This is a genomic window from Haemophilus haemolyticus (assembly GCF_003351405.1).
Lineage (GTDB): Bacteria > Pseudomonadota > Gammaproteobacteria > Enterobacterales > Pasteurellaceae > Haemophilus > Haemophilus haemolyticus_N.
Genome location: NZ_CP031240.1, coordinates 24,172 through 39,542, shown reverse-complemented (window position 1 = coordinate 39,542; position 15,371 = coordinate 24,172). Strand labels below are relative to the sequence as shown.

Here is a 15,371-nt window from a genome sequence, read left to right as displayed (position 1 = left end):
GCTCCCTTTTTTATGTTTCGATAAAAAAGCCACCAAATGGGGGCTTTGTTTGTATCTTTATTATTTCTGACGCATTGCAGGGAATAAGATGACATCACGAATTGATGGTGCATTTGCATAAAGCATTGCTAAACGGTCAATACCTAAACCTTCACCAGCTGTTGGTGGTAAGCCGTGTTCTAGCGCAACAACAAAGTCTTCATCTTTGAACATTGCTTCATCATCGCCCGCTTCTTTCGCAGCCACTTGTGCATCAAAACGTTCATTTTGATCTTCCGCGTCATTTAATTCTGAGAAACCATTACCGATTTCACGACCACCGATAAATAGCTCAAAACGATCTGTTACATCAGGATTTTCATCATTACGACGTGCAAGTGGCGAAATTTCCGCCGGGTGAGCCATTAAGAAGGTTGGTTGAATTAAGTGATGTTCAGCTACTTCTTCAAAAATTGCATTTACAATGCCGCCTAAACCCCAAGATTTTTGTACTTCAATACCTAAGCGCTCTGCTGTGGCTTTTGCACGATCAAAGTCATATAAATCTTCTTTTACGATACCTTTTTCTGCACCATATTTAATGGTTGCATCGTGTAACGTAATACGTTCGAATGGTTTCCCAAAATCAAATTCGTATTCGCCGTATTTCACAATAGTTGTACCAAGAATATCAATCGCTAATTTACGAAGAAGTTCTTCGGTGTTATCCATTAAATCATGGTAATCCGCATACGCTTGGTAGTATTCAAGCATGGTAAATTCTGGATTATGACGAACAGAAACCCCTTCATTACGGAAGTTACGGTTTAATTCAAATACTCGTTCAAACCCACCAACAACTAAGCGTTTTAAATAAAGTTCAGGTGCGATACGTAAATACATATCCACATCTAATGCATTGTGATGAGTCACGAAAGGACGCGCAGATGCGCCGCCTGGAATCACTTGTAACATTGGCGTTTCTACTTCCATAAAGCCTTTAGAAATGAAATATTCACGAATACCCGCGACAACTTTAGAACGAATAATAAAAGTGCGGCGAGATTCTTCGTTAGAAATTAAATCTAAATAACGCTGGCGATAGCGAACTTCTTGGTCGGTTAAGCCATGGAATTTATCTGGTAATGGGCGAAGTGCTTTAGTTAAAAGTTGAACTTCAGTGGTTTTCACTGTGAGTTCATCGGTTTTTGTTTTAAATAGAGTGCCTTTAACGCCAACGATGTCCCCTAAATCCCAAGTACCAATGTCATCTTTATAAACGCCTTCAGGCAAATTATCGCGTGCAACATAAAGCTGGATTTTACCGCTCATATCTTGAATGGTGATAAATGTCGCCTTACCCATTACGCGGCGAGTCATAATTCGGCCGGCAACTTGTACTTCAACGCCTTTCTCTTTTAAGATTTCACCGTCTTCTGCATCATATTGATTGTGCAAATCTTGTGCGAGCGCATCACGACGAAACTTGTTTGGAAATGCATTACCTTTTGCACGTAGTGCGGCTAGTTTTTCACGACGAACGAGCATTTCGCCATTGAGATCTAATTCTTTAACTTCTTGTTCTGACATGTTGTTTACCTTTAATTTTAACTTTAAAAATACCTTCAAAAATAACCGCACTTTTGGGTTATTTCTTATGATGGGATAAGTAACGTGTCTTTACTTATCCAGCAAATCATGCTTAAAGCCCAGCTTTTAAACTCGCTTCAATAAATCGATCTAAATCACCGTCTAATACGGCTTGCGTATTACGGTTTTCCACGCCAGTCCGCAAATCTTTAATGCGTGAATCGTCTAATACGTAAGAGCGAATTTGGCTTCCCCAACCAATGTCGGATTTATTATCTTCCATTGCTTGCTTATCCGCATTTTTCTTCTGTAATTCAAGCTCATACAATTTTGCTTTTAATTGTTTCATCGCTTGATCTTTGTTCTTGTGCTGTGAACGGTCGTTTTGACATTGCACAACAATACCACTTGGCATATGGGTAATTCGCACCGCACTTTCTGTTTTGTTTACGTGCTGACCACCAGCCCCCGATGCGCGATAAACATCAATACGTAAATCAGCTGGATTGATTTCAATATCAATATCATCATCAATTTCAGGGTAGACAAATGCTGCGCTGAATGATGTGTGACGACGGTTATTGGAGTCAAATGGGCTTTTACGCACTAAGCGATGAATACCAGTTTCTGTTCGTAACCAACCAAAGGCATATTCACCGCTCACTTTAATCGTTGCCGATTTCAACCCTGCTACATCACCGTCAGATACTTCCATCAGTTCTGTTTTAAAACCTTTGCTTTCAGCCCAACGGAGATACATACGCAGTAACATTTCTGTCCAATCTTGAGCTTCCGTACCGCCAGAACCTGCTTGTAAGTCCACATAGCAATCGCAAGCATCATGTTCGCCACTAAACATTCGACGGAACTCTAATTTTTCAAGTTGTTGTTCGAGTTCATCTAATTCAGCTACCGCTTCATTGAAAGTGTCTTCGTCTTCTGCTTCGATGGCAAGTTCTAACAAACCATCAACATCTTCTAAGCCTTGTTCTAAATTTTTGACGGTATTTACAACTTGTTCTAAAGAAACGCGTTCTTTACCAAGTGCTTGGGCTTTATCTGGATCATTCCAAACATCTGGCTGTTCTAATTCGGCATTGACTTCTTCTAAACGCTCAACTTTGGCATCGAAGTCAAAGATACCCCCGAAGCACCGAAGTGCGGTCGGATAAGTCGGTGATTTTATTTTTTACAGGATTGATTTCAAACATAATAAATTCACTGTGTGATAAAGTGTGGAATTATATGCTATTTTCTGATTTTTGGATAGTTTGACCTTGCAGAAATTAGCAATCTCTCTATAATTTCAGACTTTCTTACTCAAGTAAATTTAGGAACAAAAAATGAAGAAAATTTTTACCGCACTTTTGTGCGTGGCCGCGGCTAATGCAATGGCAAACGATGCCACAATTAAAAGCAAGTTACAGTCTCTTGGCGCATCAAATATTGATGTGAAATCCTCGCCAATTTCAGGCATCAAAACAGCAGTAACAGATCAAGGCGTACTTTATGTGACGGAAGATGGAAAATATGCTTTCCAAGGTAAACTTTACGAACTCACAAATAATGGTCCTGTTGATGTAGCGGGTAAAATTTTAGTGGATAAACTTAATTCTTATAAAAACGAGATGATTGTTTATCCCGCTAAAAATGAAAAGCATGTCGTGACGGTATTTATGGATATTACTTGCCATTATTGCCATTTATTACATCAGCAATTAAAAGAATATAATGATCTTGGTATTACCGTGCGTTATTTAGCTTTCCCTCGTGCGGGCATGAATAACCAAACGGCAAAACAAATGGAAGCAATTTGGACAGCTAAAGATCCTGTTTTTGCTTTAAATGAAGCTGAAAAAGGCAATTTACCGAAAGAAGTTAAAACCCCAAATGTTGTGAAAAAACATTATGAATTAGGGGCGCAATTTGGCGTAAATGGCACACCAAGTATTGTTACCTCAACTGGTGAGCTTATTGGCGGTTATTTAAAACCCGCTGATTTATTGAGCGCACTTGAAGAAACAGCGAAATAATTTTATAATGAAAAGCAAGGGGCAGATGCCTACCCCTTGTATTTAGTCGGTTATGCTTAATATGCTGGGGAGCTTAAAAGCATTAACAATACTAAGATTATGATATAAATACATAATTTAGGCATTATTAAAATCCTTAGCTGACACAATAGTTAGACTAATGGTCAGTAGGGCTTTTAACCCCTGTCAGCATTCAGGGTTAAAAGCCCTGACCAACAGGAAAAAGTATAGATAAAAGAGCTGTTGATTTCAACAGCTTTTTGCTTTTAGATATGAATTAATATCCAGTGAAAAAACTTATCAAACGCCGTGAAATTCCAATTGGAAATTCTGTTTCAAACCATCCGTTATTAGATCGCCTTTATCGCGCACGCCATATTCAAAACACCGAAGAATTAGACCGCACTTTAAAATCAATGCTGAATCCAAATCAGTTATATGGTATTGATCAATCTATAAATTTATTAGTGGAAGCTTATCAACAACAGCAAAAAATAGTGATTATTGGGGATTTCGATGCCGATGGTGCAACTAGCACAGCATTGAGTGTGCTTGCTTTAAGACAACTTGGTTTTTCCGATGTGGATTATCTTGTACCAAATAGATTTGAACAGGGTTATGGTTTGAGTATTCCTGTGGCTGAAATGGCGATTGAAAAGGGTGTTCAGCTGTTAATGACAGTGGATAATGGCGTTTCATCTTTTGAAGGTGTTGCATTTTTGAAAGAGAAAGGTGTTCGTGTTTTAGTGACGGATCATCATTTACCACCCGAAACTTTGCCGCCAGCTGATGCTATTGTTAACCCTAATTTAAGTCAGTGTGGTTTTCCTTCAAAATCCTTAGCGGGCGTTGGTGTTGCGTTTTATTTGATGTTAGCCGTACGAGCAAAATTTCGTGAACTCGGTATTTTTACTGCAGAAACACAACCTAATTTTACTGACTTGCTCGATCTGGTGGCATTGGGTACTATCGCAGATGTGGTGCCTTTAGATCAGAATAATCGTATCCTTGCTTATCAAGGCTTAATGCGGATTCGTGCACGGCGTTGTCGTCCAGGTATTGTTGCGTTGGCTGAAGTGGCTAACCGTAATGTTGAACAGTTTACTTCAAGTGATCTTGGTTTTTGTATCGGACCTCGTTTAAACGCAGCGGGGCGCTTAGACAATATGTCGATTGGGGTTGAGCTTTTACTGGCGGACGATATGTTAAAAGCCAGAGAATTGGCTTTAGATCTTGATCAACTCAACCAAACGCGTAAAGAAATTGAAGCAGGCATGAAGCTTGAGGCGCTAGAAATTTGCCAAAATCTCACCGCACTTTTTAAAGAGTTACCTTCGGGGATTACACTTTATCAACCAGATTGGCATCAAGGTGTGTTGGGTATTGTGTCATCTCGGATTAAGGAGAAATATCATCGTCCTGTGATTGCCTTCGCGAAAGATGGTGATGGAATCTTGAAAGGTTCTGCGCGTTCTATTGAGGGCTTACATATGCGTGATGTTTTAGAGCGTATTCATTCACAACATCCTAATATGATTTTAAAATTTGGTGGTCATGCGATGGCTGCAGGATTAAGCCTCCGAGAAGAACACTTTGATGATTTCCAACATATTTTTAATCAAACCGTTGCCGATTGGCTTGATGAAGAGCATTTACAAGGTGTAATCTGGACCGATGGTGAATTAAATTCAAATGAATTTAATCTTGAAACGGCAGAACTGATAAAATCAGCAGGCCCTTGGGGACAAGCTTTTCCTGAGCCTTGTTTTGATGGTGAATTCAAAATTTTAGATCAGCGTGCAATTGGGCAAAATCAAAACCATCTCAAAATGTTAGTGGAGCCAAAACAAGGTGGGCCTTTATTAGACGCTGTTGCGTTTAATATTGACACAAGATTGTATCCTGATCTTTCAATTAAACAGGCAAGATTTGCATATAAATTGGATGTTAATGAGTTTCGTGGTAACCGAAATGTACAGCTTTTAGTGGAATATATTGAAGCTATTGATGAGTAATGTTTTGAAATTTTATGGATTATTCGTATTAGGTTTATTTGGGTTTATATCATCGGTTCTAGCCGAAGTAAATCAAAAAGAATTTTCTACTCAAAATCCACCGCACTTACCATCTTCTGATGTCATGCATTTTGAAGATGGGCGGGATTATTTTTCTTATCAAGAGCCTATTGAACAAGCGCCTAGAGCGGACAAAAAAATACGTATTCAATTCTTTTTTGATTACGACTGCCGCGTATGTTCATCAGCGCAAGATATTTTAGAACTTTATAGCCAAATGCGTACAAATAAAGTTGCGTTGGAACAATATCCTATTGCAACTGCGGATAGCCAGTTTAGCGCACGCATTTTTTATACCTTGCAAGCGCTAAGTGCGGGTGAATTATCTAATGTTTTATTATTTGAAACTTCAGAAAAATCCCGTTATGCAGAATTGTCTGCGACAAATAAAATTCAACAATGGGCGGAAGAACAAGGGCTAGATAAGCAGTTATTTATTCAGGCTGAAAATTCAGAAAGAGTAAAAGAACAAATTCAAGATGCGATTGAATTGACAGAAGAGTATGGTGTCTTTACCTATCCTTACGTTGTCATTGGGGGAAAATATGTACTCACGGCGAGCACGCTTTATAACGATGATTATAGCGTGGCTGTGTTAGATTTTTTGGTAAATAAAATAGAACAGGAACAAAAGTGATGAAAATCGGAATTGTTGGCGCAATGGCGCAAGAAGTAGAAATTTTAAAAAATTTAATGGCAGAGAGAACTGAAACTCGAGTAGCAAGTGCGGTAATTTTTGAAGGCAAAATTAATGGTAAAGATGTTGCATTATTGCAATCAGGTATTGGCAAAGTGGCCGCTGCAATTGGTACGACGGCATTGCTGCAATTAGCCAAGCCAGATTTTGTGATCAATACTGGTTCTGCGGGTGGGGTAGCAAAAGGCTTGAAAGTGGGGGATATTGTTATTTCTGATGAAACACGCTATCACGATGTGGATGTGACAGCTTTTGGCTATGAAAAAGGGCAGTTGCCCGCTAATCCCACAGCATTTTTATCGGACAAAAAATTGGCTGACCTCGCTCAAGAAATTGCAGAAAAGCAAGGTCAATCAGTAAAACGTGGTTTAATTTGCTCTGGCGATAGTTTTATTAATAGTGAAGACAGAATTGCACAAATAAAAGCTGACTTCCCGAATGTGACGGGGGTTGAAATGGAAGCCACAGCGATTGCACAAGTTTGCTATGCTTTTAATGTTCCTTTTGTGGTAGTTCGAGCAATTTCTGATGGAGGAGATGGTGAAGCAAGTATGTCTTTTGAAGAGTTCTTACCGTTAGCTGCAAAACAGTCTTCGGCATTAGTATTAGGAATGATTGATAGACTCTAGTAATAATCTCTTAATAAGACAATAATTCTAAAATTGAATTATAAACATTATTTAAAAAGGCATAGTTTATTAGCTATGCCTTTTATATGAACTCATTAGAACTTATAATTGAAACTCAAGATAAAAGTTCTACCTCGAGCAAAATTATAGAGAACGGTTTTATCTATCCCGCCTTCACAAGTTATCTCTCCTTTGCCGCATAAATTATCATTAAGGCTAGAATAATATCTTTGCGAAGCTGCATCATTTCCAGCATCTAACGGATCAACATAACGTTTATCTAACAGATTTTGTACTTCAGCTTTAATAATCAAATCTTTGATTGGTTCATAGCTGACGTGTAAATCTAAAATAATCGGTTGTTTTTCAATCTCTTCCGTTTTCTTAACGGCATAGTAAGTTCTATCACCCGCGGTATTTAATTCAAAGTGAGAACCGTTGATATATTCTTCTTGAATGGTTGCTCGTTTACTTTTCCCATAGTAACGTGCTGCGATACCAAGAGTTAATTTTTGATCAAACCAGCGTGTGCCAAGCTCTAACCTACCGTAGTCTTTTGGTAACATAGTGATACGTGATAAACCGTAGCCTTGTTTCAAAATATCTTCTTTTGATGCATTATTAGGACGTGGACTAGCATCGGCATAATTAGTTGGTTGATTCGTACGTTGATAAGCATAGGATAAGTTAGCAAAGAAAGATCCCATGTCATAATTCAGCTCTAACTCAGCTCCACTTTTTTTCACTATTGGTTGATAATTTTGATGAGCAATCGTCAGACGAAAACGATTGAGGCTTGCCCACTCTGGAAGAACACCATCTTGTGACCAATCTCCATACACATTGTGGATATAGTTTTTAATAAAACTACGATAGCCAACAACCTTAACTCCTAATATATCTTCTTTTGTAAAAACGCCTTTTTTATAGGTATTAAAACCAAGTTGATAAGTTTCTGCACGTTCAGGTTTCAATGCGGTATTTACCCCCGCATCAGACACTTGAGAGAAAAACATCTCTTGAATATTCGGCATTCTGTGTGTGCGTGAATAAGTGAAAAATGGCATAAAATAATCACTTAGCTCTGCACTTAATGTGGCAGAATGATTGAACGCTTTTTTATGCCCTGATTTATGTAAAATCGGTTCATTAATTTGTGTTGGTGTATTTTCGTAACCTACATACTCACCGTTAAATGCATAATGGGTAAAATTGACACTATAGTCTAAATGGTAAATTCCTTTAGAAAGTGCGGTATCAAAATAAACAGTTTTAAATTTTTGTTTACCGGAAGGTTGTAGGATTACTGAACGTTGTGGTAATGAACCTCGTGTACCAGAATATCGCCCTTTTTGACTGTATGAAAATAAGCCTTGATCGTGTGATTCATTCACATAAAACAAACTTAATTCTTCAGGAAAGCGATTTTTACTGTATTCATTGGTAAAATAGTTAAACCCTAATGTAGTTTTTAAATCAATTTCTTTTGGCAGTAAGAAAGTATAACTGTTGTTAATATCAACAATATTTGCCACATTTTTTGCGATAAGTTTATCTGCCACTTGCCAGCCAGCAAAAAAACCACCCTTAGGATAAATGGTTTTACCAATGTTATGTGCTACCATTAGATTTAGATCAAGATAGCGATTATTATTAAAATTATAATTTAATTGATAATTACGATTTTCGATTTTTCGAGAACCAATTTTATTATCAAGGGTACGTATTTGTGCACCTAAGGTATGGTTATCATCGCCATATTCAAATTTTAACAAATGGCTACGTGAGCGAGATTGCAAACTACCTGGCTCAATTGGTGCAACACTATATTGATCTTTATTTTCGTCAAAGGTGTCATTAGTCTTTTTAATATCTGTTTGTAGTTCTGGTATATTTTGAGGCTGTATACCATTTGCCAATTCTTTTAAAATTTTCTTTCTTGTTTCATCTCCATAGGTAACTTTCCTGATAGATATATTGTAAGGAGGTTCATCAGGCGTCTCTTCATCATTAATATAATCATAATTTTCTTCTTTTCTTTCAATCCGAGTAATACAACCTGGTGTTCTTGTTTCTGTAGCACCAGTAACATCAGTAGTTGTAATTGGATCTGTACTACCATTAAACATCGGGGTTGGGGCATTACAAGACCAATGGTTTTTGTTTAAATCAGGTATCCACTGTCCAGCTGAATTTAAAACATAACCTGCATTGTGGAAATAGGCTTCTTTTTCTTTAGTAAGAATATCTTGTCCAAGAGAAGACAATCGTTCTTCCCCTCCGATACGATAATCTTGTGAAACCTCACGTTGACTGTAACCATATACCACACCAATATAACCGCCATTATCAAGCCATTTTCTGCCTGCAGCCATTGTCATAAAATTCGATTTAGTTGCATTGCTCCCCGTCATTCCTTTTACGATGAGCCCAAATGGTTTGTCATCAGTAATAACATCATTAACGCCTAATGTTCGAAAATTAGCACTTCCAGACAAGGTATTTATACCATTGGAACCGGAAAAATTACTTTTATTGACATCTACACCAGCAATAAAATTGGGATCTATCGTTGCACCAAATTGAGAGCTACCACCAGATTGTCCTGAATCCATTGAGGTGGAATAAAAGGTTTGTGTGACACCATCGACCATTGTATTGACACGACCTAACCCATTTTCGCCACGAATATTAACAGAAACTACGCCAGAGCCTTTATCTTGTTGAGTAAAAGCACCAGGAATACTTCGAATAACTTGATCGATAGTTTGGGTTTCTTTAAAAATATGCTCTCGGGTGCTTTTTGCTTTCGCTTCCGTAAAAGGTTTTTTATCGTTGGCGACATTTTTTTCTACTACATCAATTTGATCTAATGTTTCTTCAGCTTTTGCATCAACGATAGAAACATTAAGGGTATTGATTAAGCAGAGTGTGATTAAATTTAATTTAATAGCTTTCTTCATTACATATCCTTATTACTTTTTGAGAAAGATTCTCATTATCTTATTGTATTTCGTAAAACTCAATGGCTTTTTATTAAAATTAATATAAAACTCTAAAAAAATGAAAAAAATTAATTTTAAAGGATGGGGGATAATTTGGTTAGCTTTTTAACTAAAAAAAAGCTGATAGGTGCGAGTTTGTTATTTTTTACTCTTTGTTAGTGGATCTTGAATTAAGTTTGAAAGGTGGCAATAGCGAAATAGAGCGTTTATCTTTATAATACGTCAACTTTTGATAAGTAAAGGATAAGTTATATGGGAACAATTATTACCGTTGATGGGCCTAGCGGTGCGGGGAAAGGTACGCTTTGTTACGCTTTGGCAGAAAAGCTAGGTTATGCGTTATTGGATAGTGGAGCAATTTATCGCGTTACAGCATTGGCGGCATTACAACGTAAAACTGATTTAACAAATGAATCGGCACTAGCTGAATTAGCTCGCTACTTAGATATTCAATTTATTCCTCAAAATGGCGAGGTGAATATTTTGCTTGCTGGCATGAATGTAAGCCATTTAATTCGCACTCAAGAAGTCGCTGATGCCGCATCTAAAGTAGCCGTGTTTCCAGAAGTGCGGTCAGCTTTGCTACAACTTCAGCAAGATTTTGCGAAAAATGATGGATTAATTGCTGATGGTAGAGATATGGGGACTGTGGTATTCCCAAATGCTCAAGTGAAGTTATTTTTAGATGCGAGTGCTGAAGAACGTGCAAAAAGACGTTATAAGCAGTTGCAAAATAAAGGAATAAATGGTAACTTTGAGCAGATTTTAGCCGAGATAAAAGAGCGTGATTTTCGTGATAGAAATCGAGAGGTTGCGCCTCTAAAACCGGCTGATGATGCTTTGTTATTGGATAGCACAACGTTGAGTATTGGTGAAGTTATTGATCAGGCGTTAGCTTATATTCAAGAAAAGGTGTCAGTTTCGATTTAACTGTTTGTTCAAGGAAGAATAAGCATTTATCCTCAACCCCGCATTTTATGGATTTTAATGTGGATGTTATTAACTTAAATTAAGAAGATTATTTATATGTCAGAATCTTTTGCTCAACTTTTTGAAGAATCATTAAAAGGCCTTGAAACTCGTCAAGGTTCAATCGTTAGCGGTACTGTAGTAGCTATCCAAAAAGGCTTTGTGCTTGTTGATGCAGGTTTAAAATCTGAGTCTGCAATCCCAGTTGCTGAATTTCTAAATGCACAAGGCGAACTTGAAATCCAAGTTGGCGATACTGTAAATGTTGCATTAGATGCAGTTGAAGATGGTTTCGGTGAAACTAAACTTTCTCGTGAGAAAGCTGTTCGTCACGAATCTTGGATTGAATTAGAAAAAGCTTACGAAGAAAAAGCGACCGTTATCGGTTTAATCAACGGCAAAGTGAAAGGTGGTTTCACAGTTGAGTTAAACGGTGTTCGTGCATTCTTACCAGGTTCTTTAGTTGATACTCGTCCAGCGCGTGAAGCAGATCACTTACTTGGTAAAGAATTAGAATTCAAAGTAATCAAATTAGATCAAAAACGTAACAACGTTGTTGTTTCTCGTCGTGCAGTGATTGAATCTGAAAATAGCCAAGAACGTGAACAAGTATTAGAAAATCTTGTTGAAGGTTCAGAAGTTAAAGGTATCGTTAAAAACTTAACTGAGTACGGTGCATTCGTTGATCTTGGTGGTGTTGACGGTTTATTACATATCACAGATATGGCTTGGAAACGTGTTAAACATCCAAGCGAAATCGTGAATGTTGGCGATGAAGTTACTGTTAAAGTGTTAAAATTTGATAAAGATCGTACTCGTGTATCTTTAGGATTAAAACAATTAGGCCAAGATCCATGGGCTGCAATTGCTGAAAATCACCCAGTAAACAGCAAATTAACTGGTAAAGTAACTAACTTAACAGACTATGGCTGTTTCGTTGAGATCTTAGATGGTGTTGAAGGTTTAGTTCACGTTTCTGAAATGGATTGGACTAACAAAAATATCCACCCATCTAAAGTTGTTAGCTTAGGCGATACTGTAGAAGTAATGGTATTAGAAATTGATGAAGAACGTCGTCGTATTTCTTTAGGCTTAAAACAATGCAAAGCTAACCCATGGACTCAATTTGCTGAAACTCACAATAAAGGCGATAAAGTAACTGGTAGAATCAAGTCTATCACTGATTTCGGTATCTTCATCGGTCTTGAAGGTGGTATCGATGGTTTAGTTCACTTATCTGATATTTCTTGGAATGTATCAGGTGAAGAAGCAGTTCGTAACTACAAAAAAGGTGACGAAGTTTCTGCAGTAGTATTAGCAGTTGACGCACTGAAAGAGCGTATCTCTTTAGGTATCAAACAACTTGAAGAAGATCCATTCAATAACTTTGTAGCGATCAATAAAAAAGGCGCTGTAGTATCTGCAACAGTAGTTGAAGCCGATGCAAAAGGTGCTAAGGTTGAATTAGCAGGCGGTGTTGAAGGTTATATCCGTGCAGCTGATTTAACAAATGAAGTTTCTGCAGGAGATGTAGTTGAAGCAAAATACACTGGTGTAGATCGTAAATCTCGTATCGTTCACTTATCAGTGAAAGCAAAAGATCAAGCTGAAGAAGCTGCTGCAGTTGCAAATGTGAATAACAAACAAGAAGAAGTTGCTATTCCAAATGCAATGGCTGAAGCTTTCAAAGCAGCTAAAGGTGAATAATTAATTCACGTAATAAGGCTGGGCTCATGTCCAGCCTTATTTTTAGGGCTTATTGCTAATACATTGAAATAATGTATTAGCAATAAATCTTAATTTGAATAATATTAAGGGAGAAAAGACGATGACTAAGTCAGAACTTATAGAAAAATTATTAGCGAAACATCCGACTTTACCCGTAAAAGAAATCGAAAATATGGTAAAAGATATTTTGGAGTTTATTTCTCAATCTCTTGAAAATGGCGATCGTGTTGAGTTGAGAGGATTTGGAAGTTTTTCACTACATTATCGTAACCCTCGTTTAGGGCGTAATCCAAAAACGGGTGATTCTGTTAAATTAGAAGCTAAATCTGTGCCACACTTTAAAGCTGGTAAAGAATTAAAAGAGCGTGTAGATATTTATTAATAAAATTAAAATGCTCGAATATGCCTCTTAAACTACAACGTTTGACATTATTTAGAAAAGCCATATTTTAAGGAAATGTTATGATTAAATATATTTTAGGGATTGTGATTTTTATCGCTATCGTGTTGGTTGCAATTACCGTTGGAGCAAATAACGATCAAGTTATTACATTTAATTATATCGTGGCGGAAAGTCAGCTCCAACTATCAACTCTTGTTGCTATTTTATTTGGATTAGGTTTAATTCTTGGCTGGTTAACCACCGCTTTTTTCTATCTTAAGTTAAAACTTAAAAATATGGCATTGGCTCGTCAAGTTAAGCGCCAAACTTTACAAATCAACGAGTTGACTACTGTGCGCGATAAGGTCGCCTGATGCTAGAATTACTCTTTCTACTATTGCCTATCGCTGCAGCCTATGGTTGGTACATGGGGCAGCGTAGTGCAAAGAAAGATCAAGATGACATTAGTAATAAACTCTCCCGAGATTATGTTACGGGGGTAAACTTCCTACTTTCCAATCAAACCGATAAAGCTGTAGATTTGTTTTTGGACATGCTTCAGAAGCAAGAAACTGAAAATGAAATCGAAAGCCACTCCCAATTTGAAGCTGAGCTTACACTTGGCAATCTATTCCGCTCTAGAGGTGAAGTTGATCGTGCATTGCGTATTCACCAAGCTTTAGACCTTAGTCCTAATTATACATTTGAGCAAAAATTACTCGCAAAGCAACAGCTTGCTCGAGATTTTATGGTGGTTGGTTTTTTTGACCGAGCTGAAAATCTTTATATTTTGCTAGTGGATGAACCTGAGTTTGCAGAAAATGCTTTACAGCAACTTTTAGTGATTTATCAAAAAACTAAAGAATGGAAAAAAGCGGTTAATATTGCTGAAAAACTCGCTAAAATAAAACCACAAGAGAATAATATTGAACTTGCGCAATGTTATTGTGAATATTCACAAAGTTTAGAGCCTGAAAGTGCGGTTGAAAAACGCAGTATTTTACAAAAAGCTTTGTTGGTTTCTCCTACTTGTGTTCGCGCTTCTTTATTACTCTCAAATTTAGAAATGCTTGAAGGTCAATATCAACAAGCAGCAAAAATACTAGAACATGTTTTGGAGCAAAATCCAGATTATACTGGTGAAATTTTGTCACCTTTAAAACATTGCTATGAAGAATTAAATCAGTTAGATAACTTTGAGTTATTCTTAATTCGTGCTGGCCAAATTACTAATAATGATGAAGTAGAGTTAGCACTAGTCAAATTAATTGAAGAAAAAGATGGCAAGTCTGCTGCTCAGGCTAAGCTTTACCAGCAACTCACTAAAAAGCCAAGTACTTTAATTTTCCACCGTTTTATGCAGTATCAAATTGATGATGCAGAAGACGGGCGAGGAAAAGAAAGCCTAATTTTATTACATAAAATGGTTGGCGAACGAATTAAGCAAACATCGGCCTATCGTTGTACAAATTGTGGTTATCAAATCCATAAGCTATTGTGGAATTGCCCATCTTGCCGTCAATGGGAAAGTATTAAACCAGTTTCAAGTCAAGAACATAATTAATTGATACTCAGCGAGGTAACATTATGACAAGCAAAATTATTGTGGCATTGGACTATGAGAAAGAAGCAGAGGCTCTTGCTTTAGTTGATCAAATTGATCCGAGTTTGTGTCGATTAAAAGTGGGTAAAGAAATGTTTACTACACTTGGTATTAATTTTGTAAAACAATTACATCAACGTAATTTCGATGTTTTCTTAGATCTTAAATATCATGATATTCCAAATACTGTAGCAAGAGCGGTCAGATCTGCAGCTGATTTGGGGGTATGGATGGTAGATCTGCACGCAAGCGGAGGGCTACGAATGATGGAAGAAGCCAAGAGAATTCTTGAACCTTATGGAAAAGATGCGCCATTGCTTATTGCTGTGACGGTATTAACTAGCATGGAAGATTTGGATTTATTACAAATTGGGATTAATGCATCGCCAATGGAACAAGTTTTACGCTTGGCTCATTTAACCCAACGGGCAGGTTTGGATGGGGTAGTTTGTTCTCCGCAAGAAGTTGAAATTTTACGTAACGCTTGTGGAGAAGAGTTTAAATTGGTGACCCCAGGGATTCGTCCAATTGGAGCGGATTTTGGTGATCAAAGACGTGTGATGACGCCTACAGCTGCGATTCGTGCTGGTTCCGATTATTTAGTGATAGGGCGTCCTATTACTAAAGCTGATAATCCAGCAGAGGTTCTTCGTTTTATTAATGCATCTATTGGGTAATTAT

At 37.4% G+C, this 15,371-nt stretch carries 13 protein-coding genes; 10 read left to right on the top strand and 3 right to left on the bottom strand.

The genetic code is table 11. The features are described 5' to 3' along the window. Positions 1-60 precede the first annotated feature (60 nt). Both lysS and prfB read right to left on the bottom strand, forming a co-directional pair. A complete protein-coding gene (gene lysS / locus DV427_RS00170; RefSeq protein ID WP_114890881.1) occupies positions 61-1,569 on the bottom strand; it encodes a lysine--tRNA ligase in 1,509 nt (502 codons plus the stop codon). A gap of 112 nt (positions 1,570-1,681) precedes the next feature. Then, a protein-coding gene (gene prfB / locus DV427_RS00165; RefSeq protein ID WP_114890880.1) for a peptide chain release factor 2 occupies positions 1,682-2,780 on the bottom strand; the annotation gives its coding sequence in 2 pieces (ribosomal slippage) (positions 1,682-2,704 and positions 2,706-2,780; 1,098 coding nt in all). 132 nt (positions 2,781-2,912) lie between these two features. Here prfB and dsbC point away from each other — a divergent pair. The 4 genes from dsbC (at position 2,913) to DV427_RS00145 (ending at position 7,003) form a co-directional block, all read left to right on the top strand. Continuing rightward, complete coding sequence (gene dsbC / locus DV427_RS00160; RefSeq protein ID WP_114890879.1) at positions 2,913-3,602, top strand: bifunctional protein-disulfide isomerase/oxidoreductase DsbC; 690 nt, start codon at positions 2,913-2,915, stop codon at positions 3,600-3,602. Between the two features lie 287 nt (positions 3,603-3,889). Further along, entirely contained in the window at positions 3,890-5,617 is a 1,728-nt protein-coding gene (recJ, locus tag DV427_RS00155) for a single-stranded-DNA-specific exonuclease RecJ (protein WP_114890878.1), read from the top strand. Continuing rightward, positions 5,610-6,314: a thiol:disulfide interchange protein DsbA/DsbL gene (locus DV427_RS00150; protein ID WP_114890877.1), complete on the top strand. Its 705-nt coding sequence runs from the start codon at positions 5,610-5,612 to the stop codon at positions 6,312-6,314. The genes recJ and DV427_RS00150 overlap by 8 nt, the downstream gene beginning before the upstream one ends. Then, entirely contained in the window at positions 6,314-7,003 is a 690-nt protein-coding gene (locus DV427_RS00145; protein WP_114890876.1) for a 5'-methylthioadenosine/adenosylhomocysteine nucleosidase, read from the top strand. Before DV427_RS00150 ends, DV427_RS00145 begins: the two co-directional genes overlap by 1 nt. Before the next feature lie 95 nt (positions 7,004-7,098). Here the strand turns inward: DV427_RS00145 and DV427_RS00140 are convergent, their stop codons facing one another. Beyond that, positions 7,099-9,966: a TonB-dependent receptor domain-containing protein gene (locus DV427_RS00140; protein WP_114890875.1), complete on the bottom strand. Its 2,868-nt coding sequence runs from the start codon at positions 9,964-9,966 to the stop codon at positions 7,099-7,101. Between the two features lie 294 nt (positions 9,967-10,260). On the opposite strand from DV427_RS00140, the gene cmk reads away from it, so the two are divergent. The 6 genes from cmk to pyrF all read left to right on the top strand — a co-directional run bounded on the left by cmk (position 10,261) and on the right by pyrF (position 15,367). Continuing rightward, a complete protein-coding gene (gene cmk / locus DV427_RS00135; RefSeq protein WP_162790238.1) occupies positions 10,261-10,938 on the top strand; it encodes a (d)CMP kinase in 678 nt (225 codons plus the stop codon). Positions 10,939-11,034: 96 nt separating this feature from the next. Next, a complete protein-coding gene (gene rpsA / locus DV427_RS00130; RefSeq protein ID WP_114890874.1) occupies positions 11,035-12,684 on the top strand; it encodes a 30S ribosomal protein S1 in 1,650 nt (549 codons plus the stop codon). 121 nt (positions 12,685-12,805) lie between these two features. Beyond that, complete coding sequence (locus DV427_RS00125) at positions 12,806-13,087, top strand: integration host factor subunit beta (protein ID WP_005629286.1); 282 nt, start codon at positions 12,806-12,808, stop codon at positions 13,085-13,087. 80 nt (positions 13,088-13,167) lie between these two features. Then, positions 13,168-13,461, top strand: coding sequence for a LapA family protein (locus DV427_RS00120; protein ID WP_114890873.1), 294 nt, complete (start codon positions 13,168-13,170; stop codon positions 13,459-13,461). After that, positions 13,461-14,651 (top strand): lipopolysaccharide assembly protein LapB, encoded by a 1,191-nt coding sequence (lapB, locus tag DV427_RS00115; RefSeq protein WP_114890872.1) that lies wholly within the window; start codon positions 13,461-13,463, stop codon positions 14,649-14,651. Before DV427_RS00120 ends, lapB begins: the two co-directional genes overlap by 1 nt. Positions 14,652-14,674: 23 nt before the next feature. Further along, complete coding sequence (gene pyrF / locus DV427_RS00110; protein WP_114890871.1) at positions 14,675-15,367, top strand: orotidine-5'-phosphate decarboxylase; 693 nt, start codon at positions 14,675-14,677, stop codon at positions 15,365-15,367. The last annotated feature ends 4 nt before the right edge of the window (positions 15,368-15,371 follow it).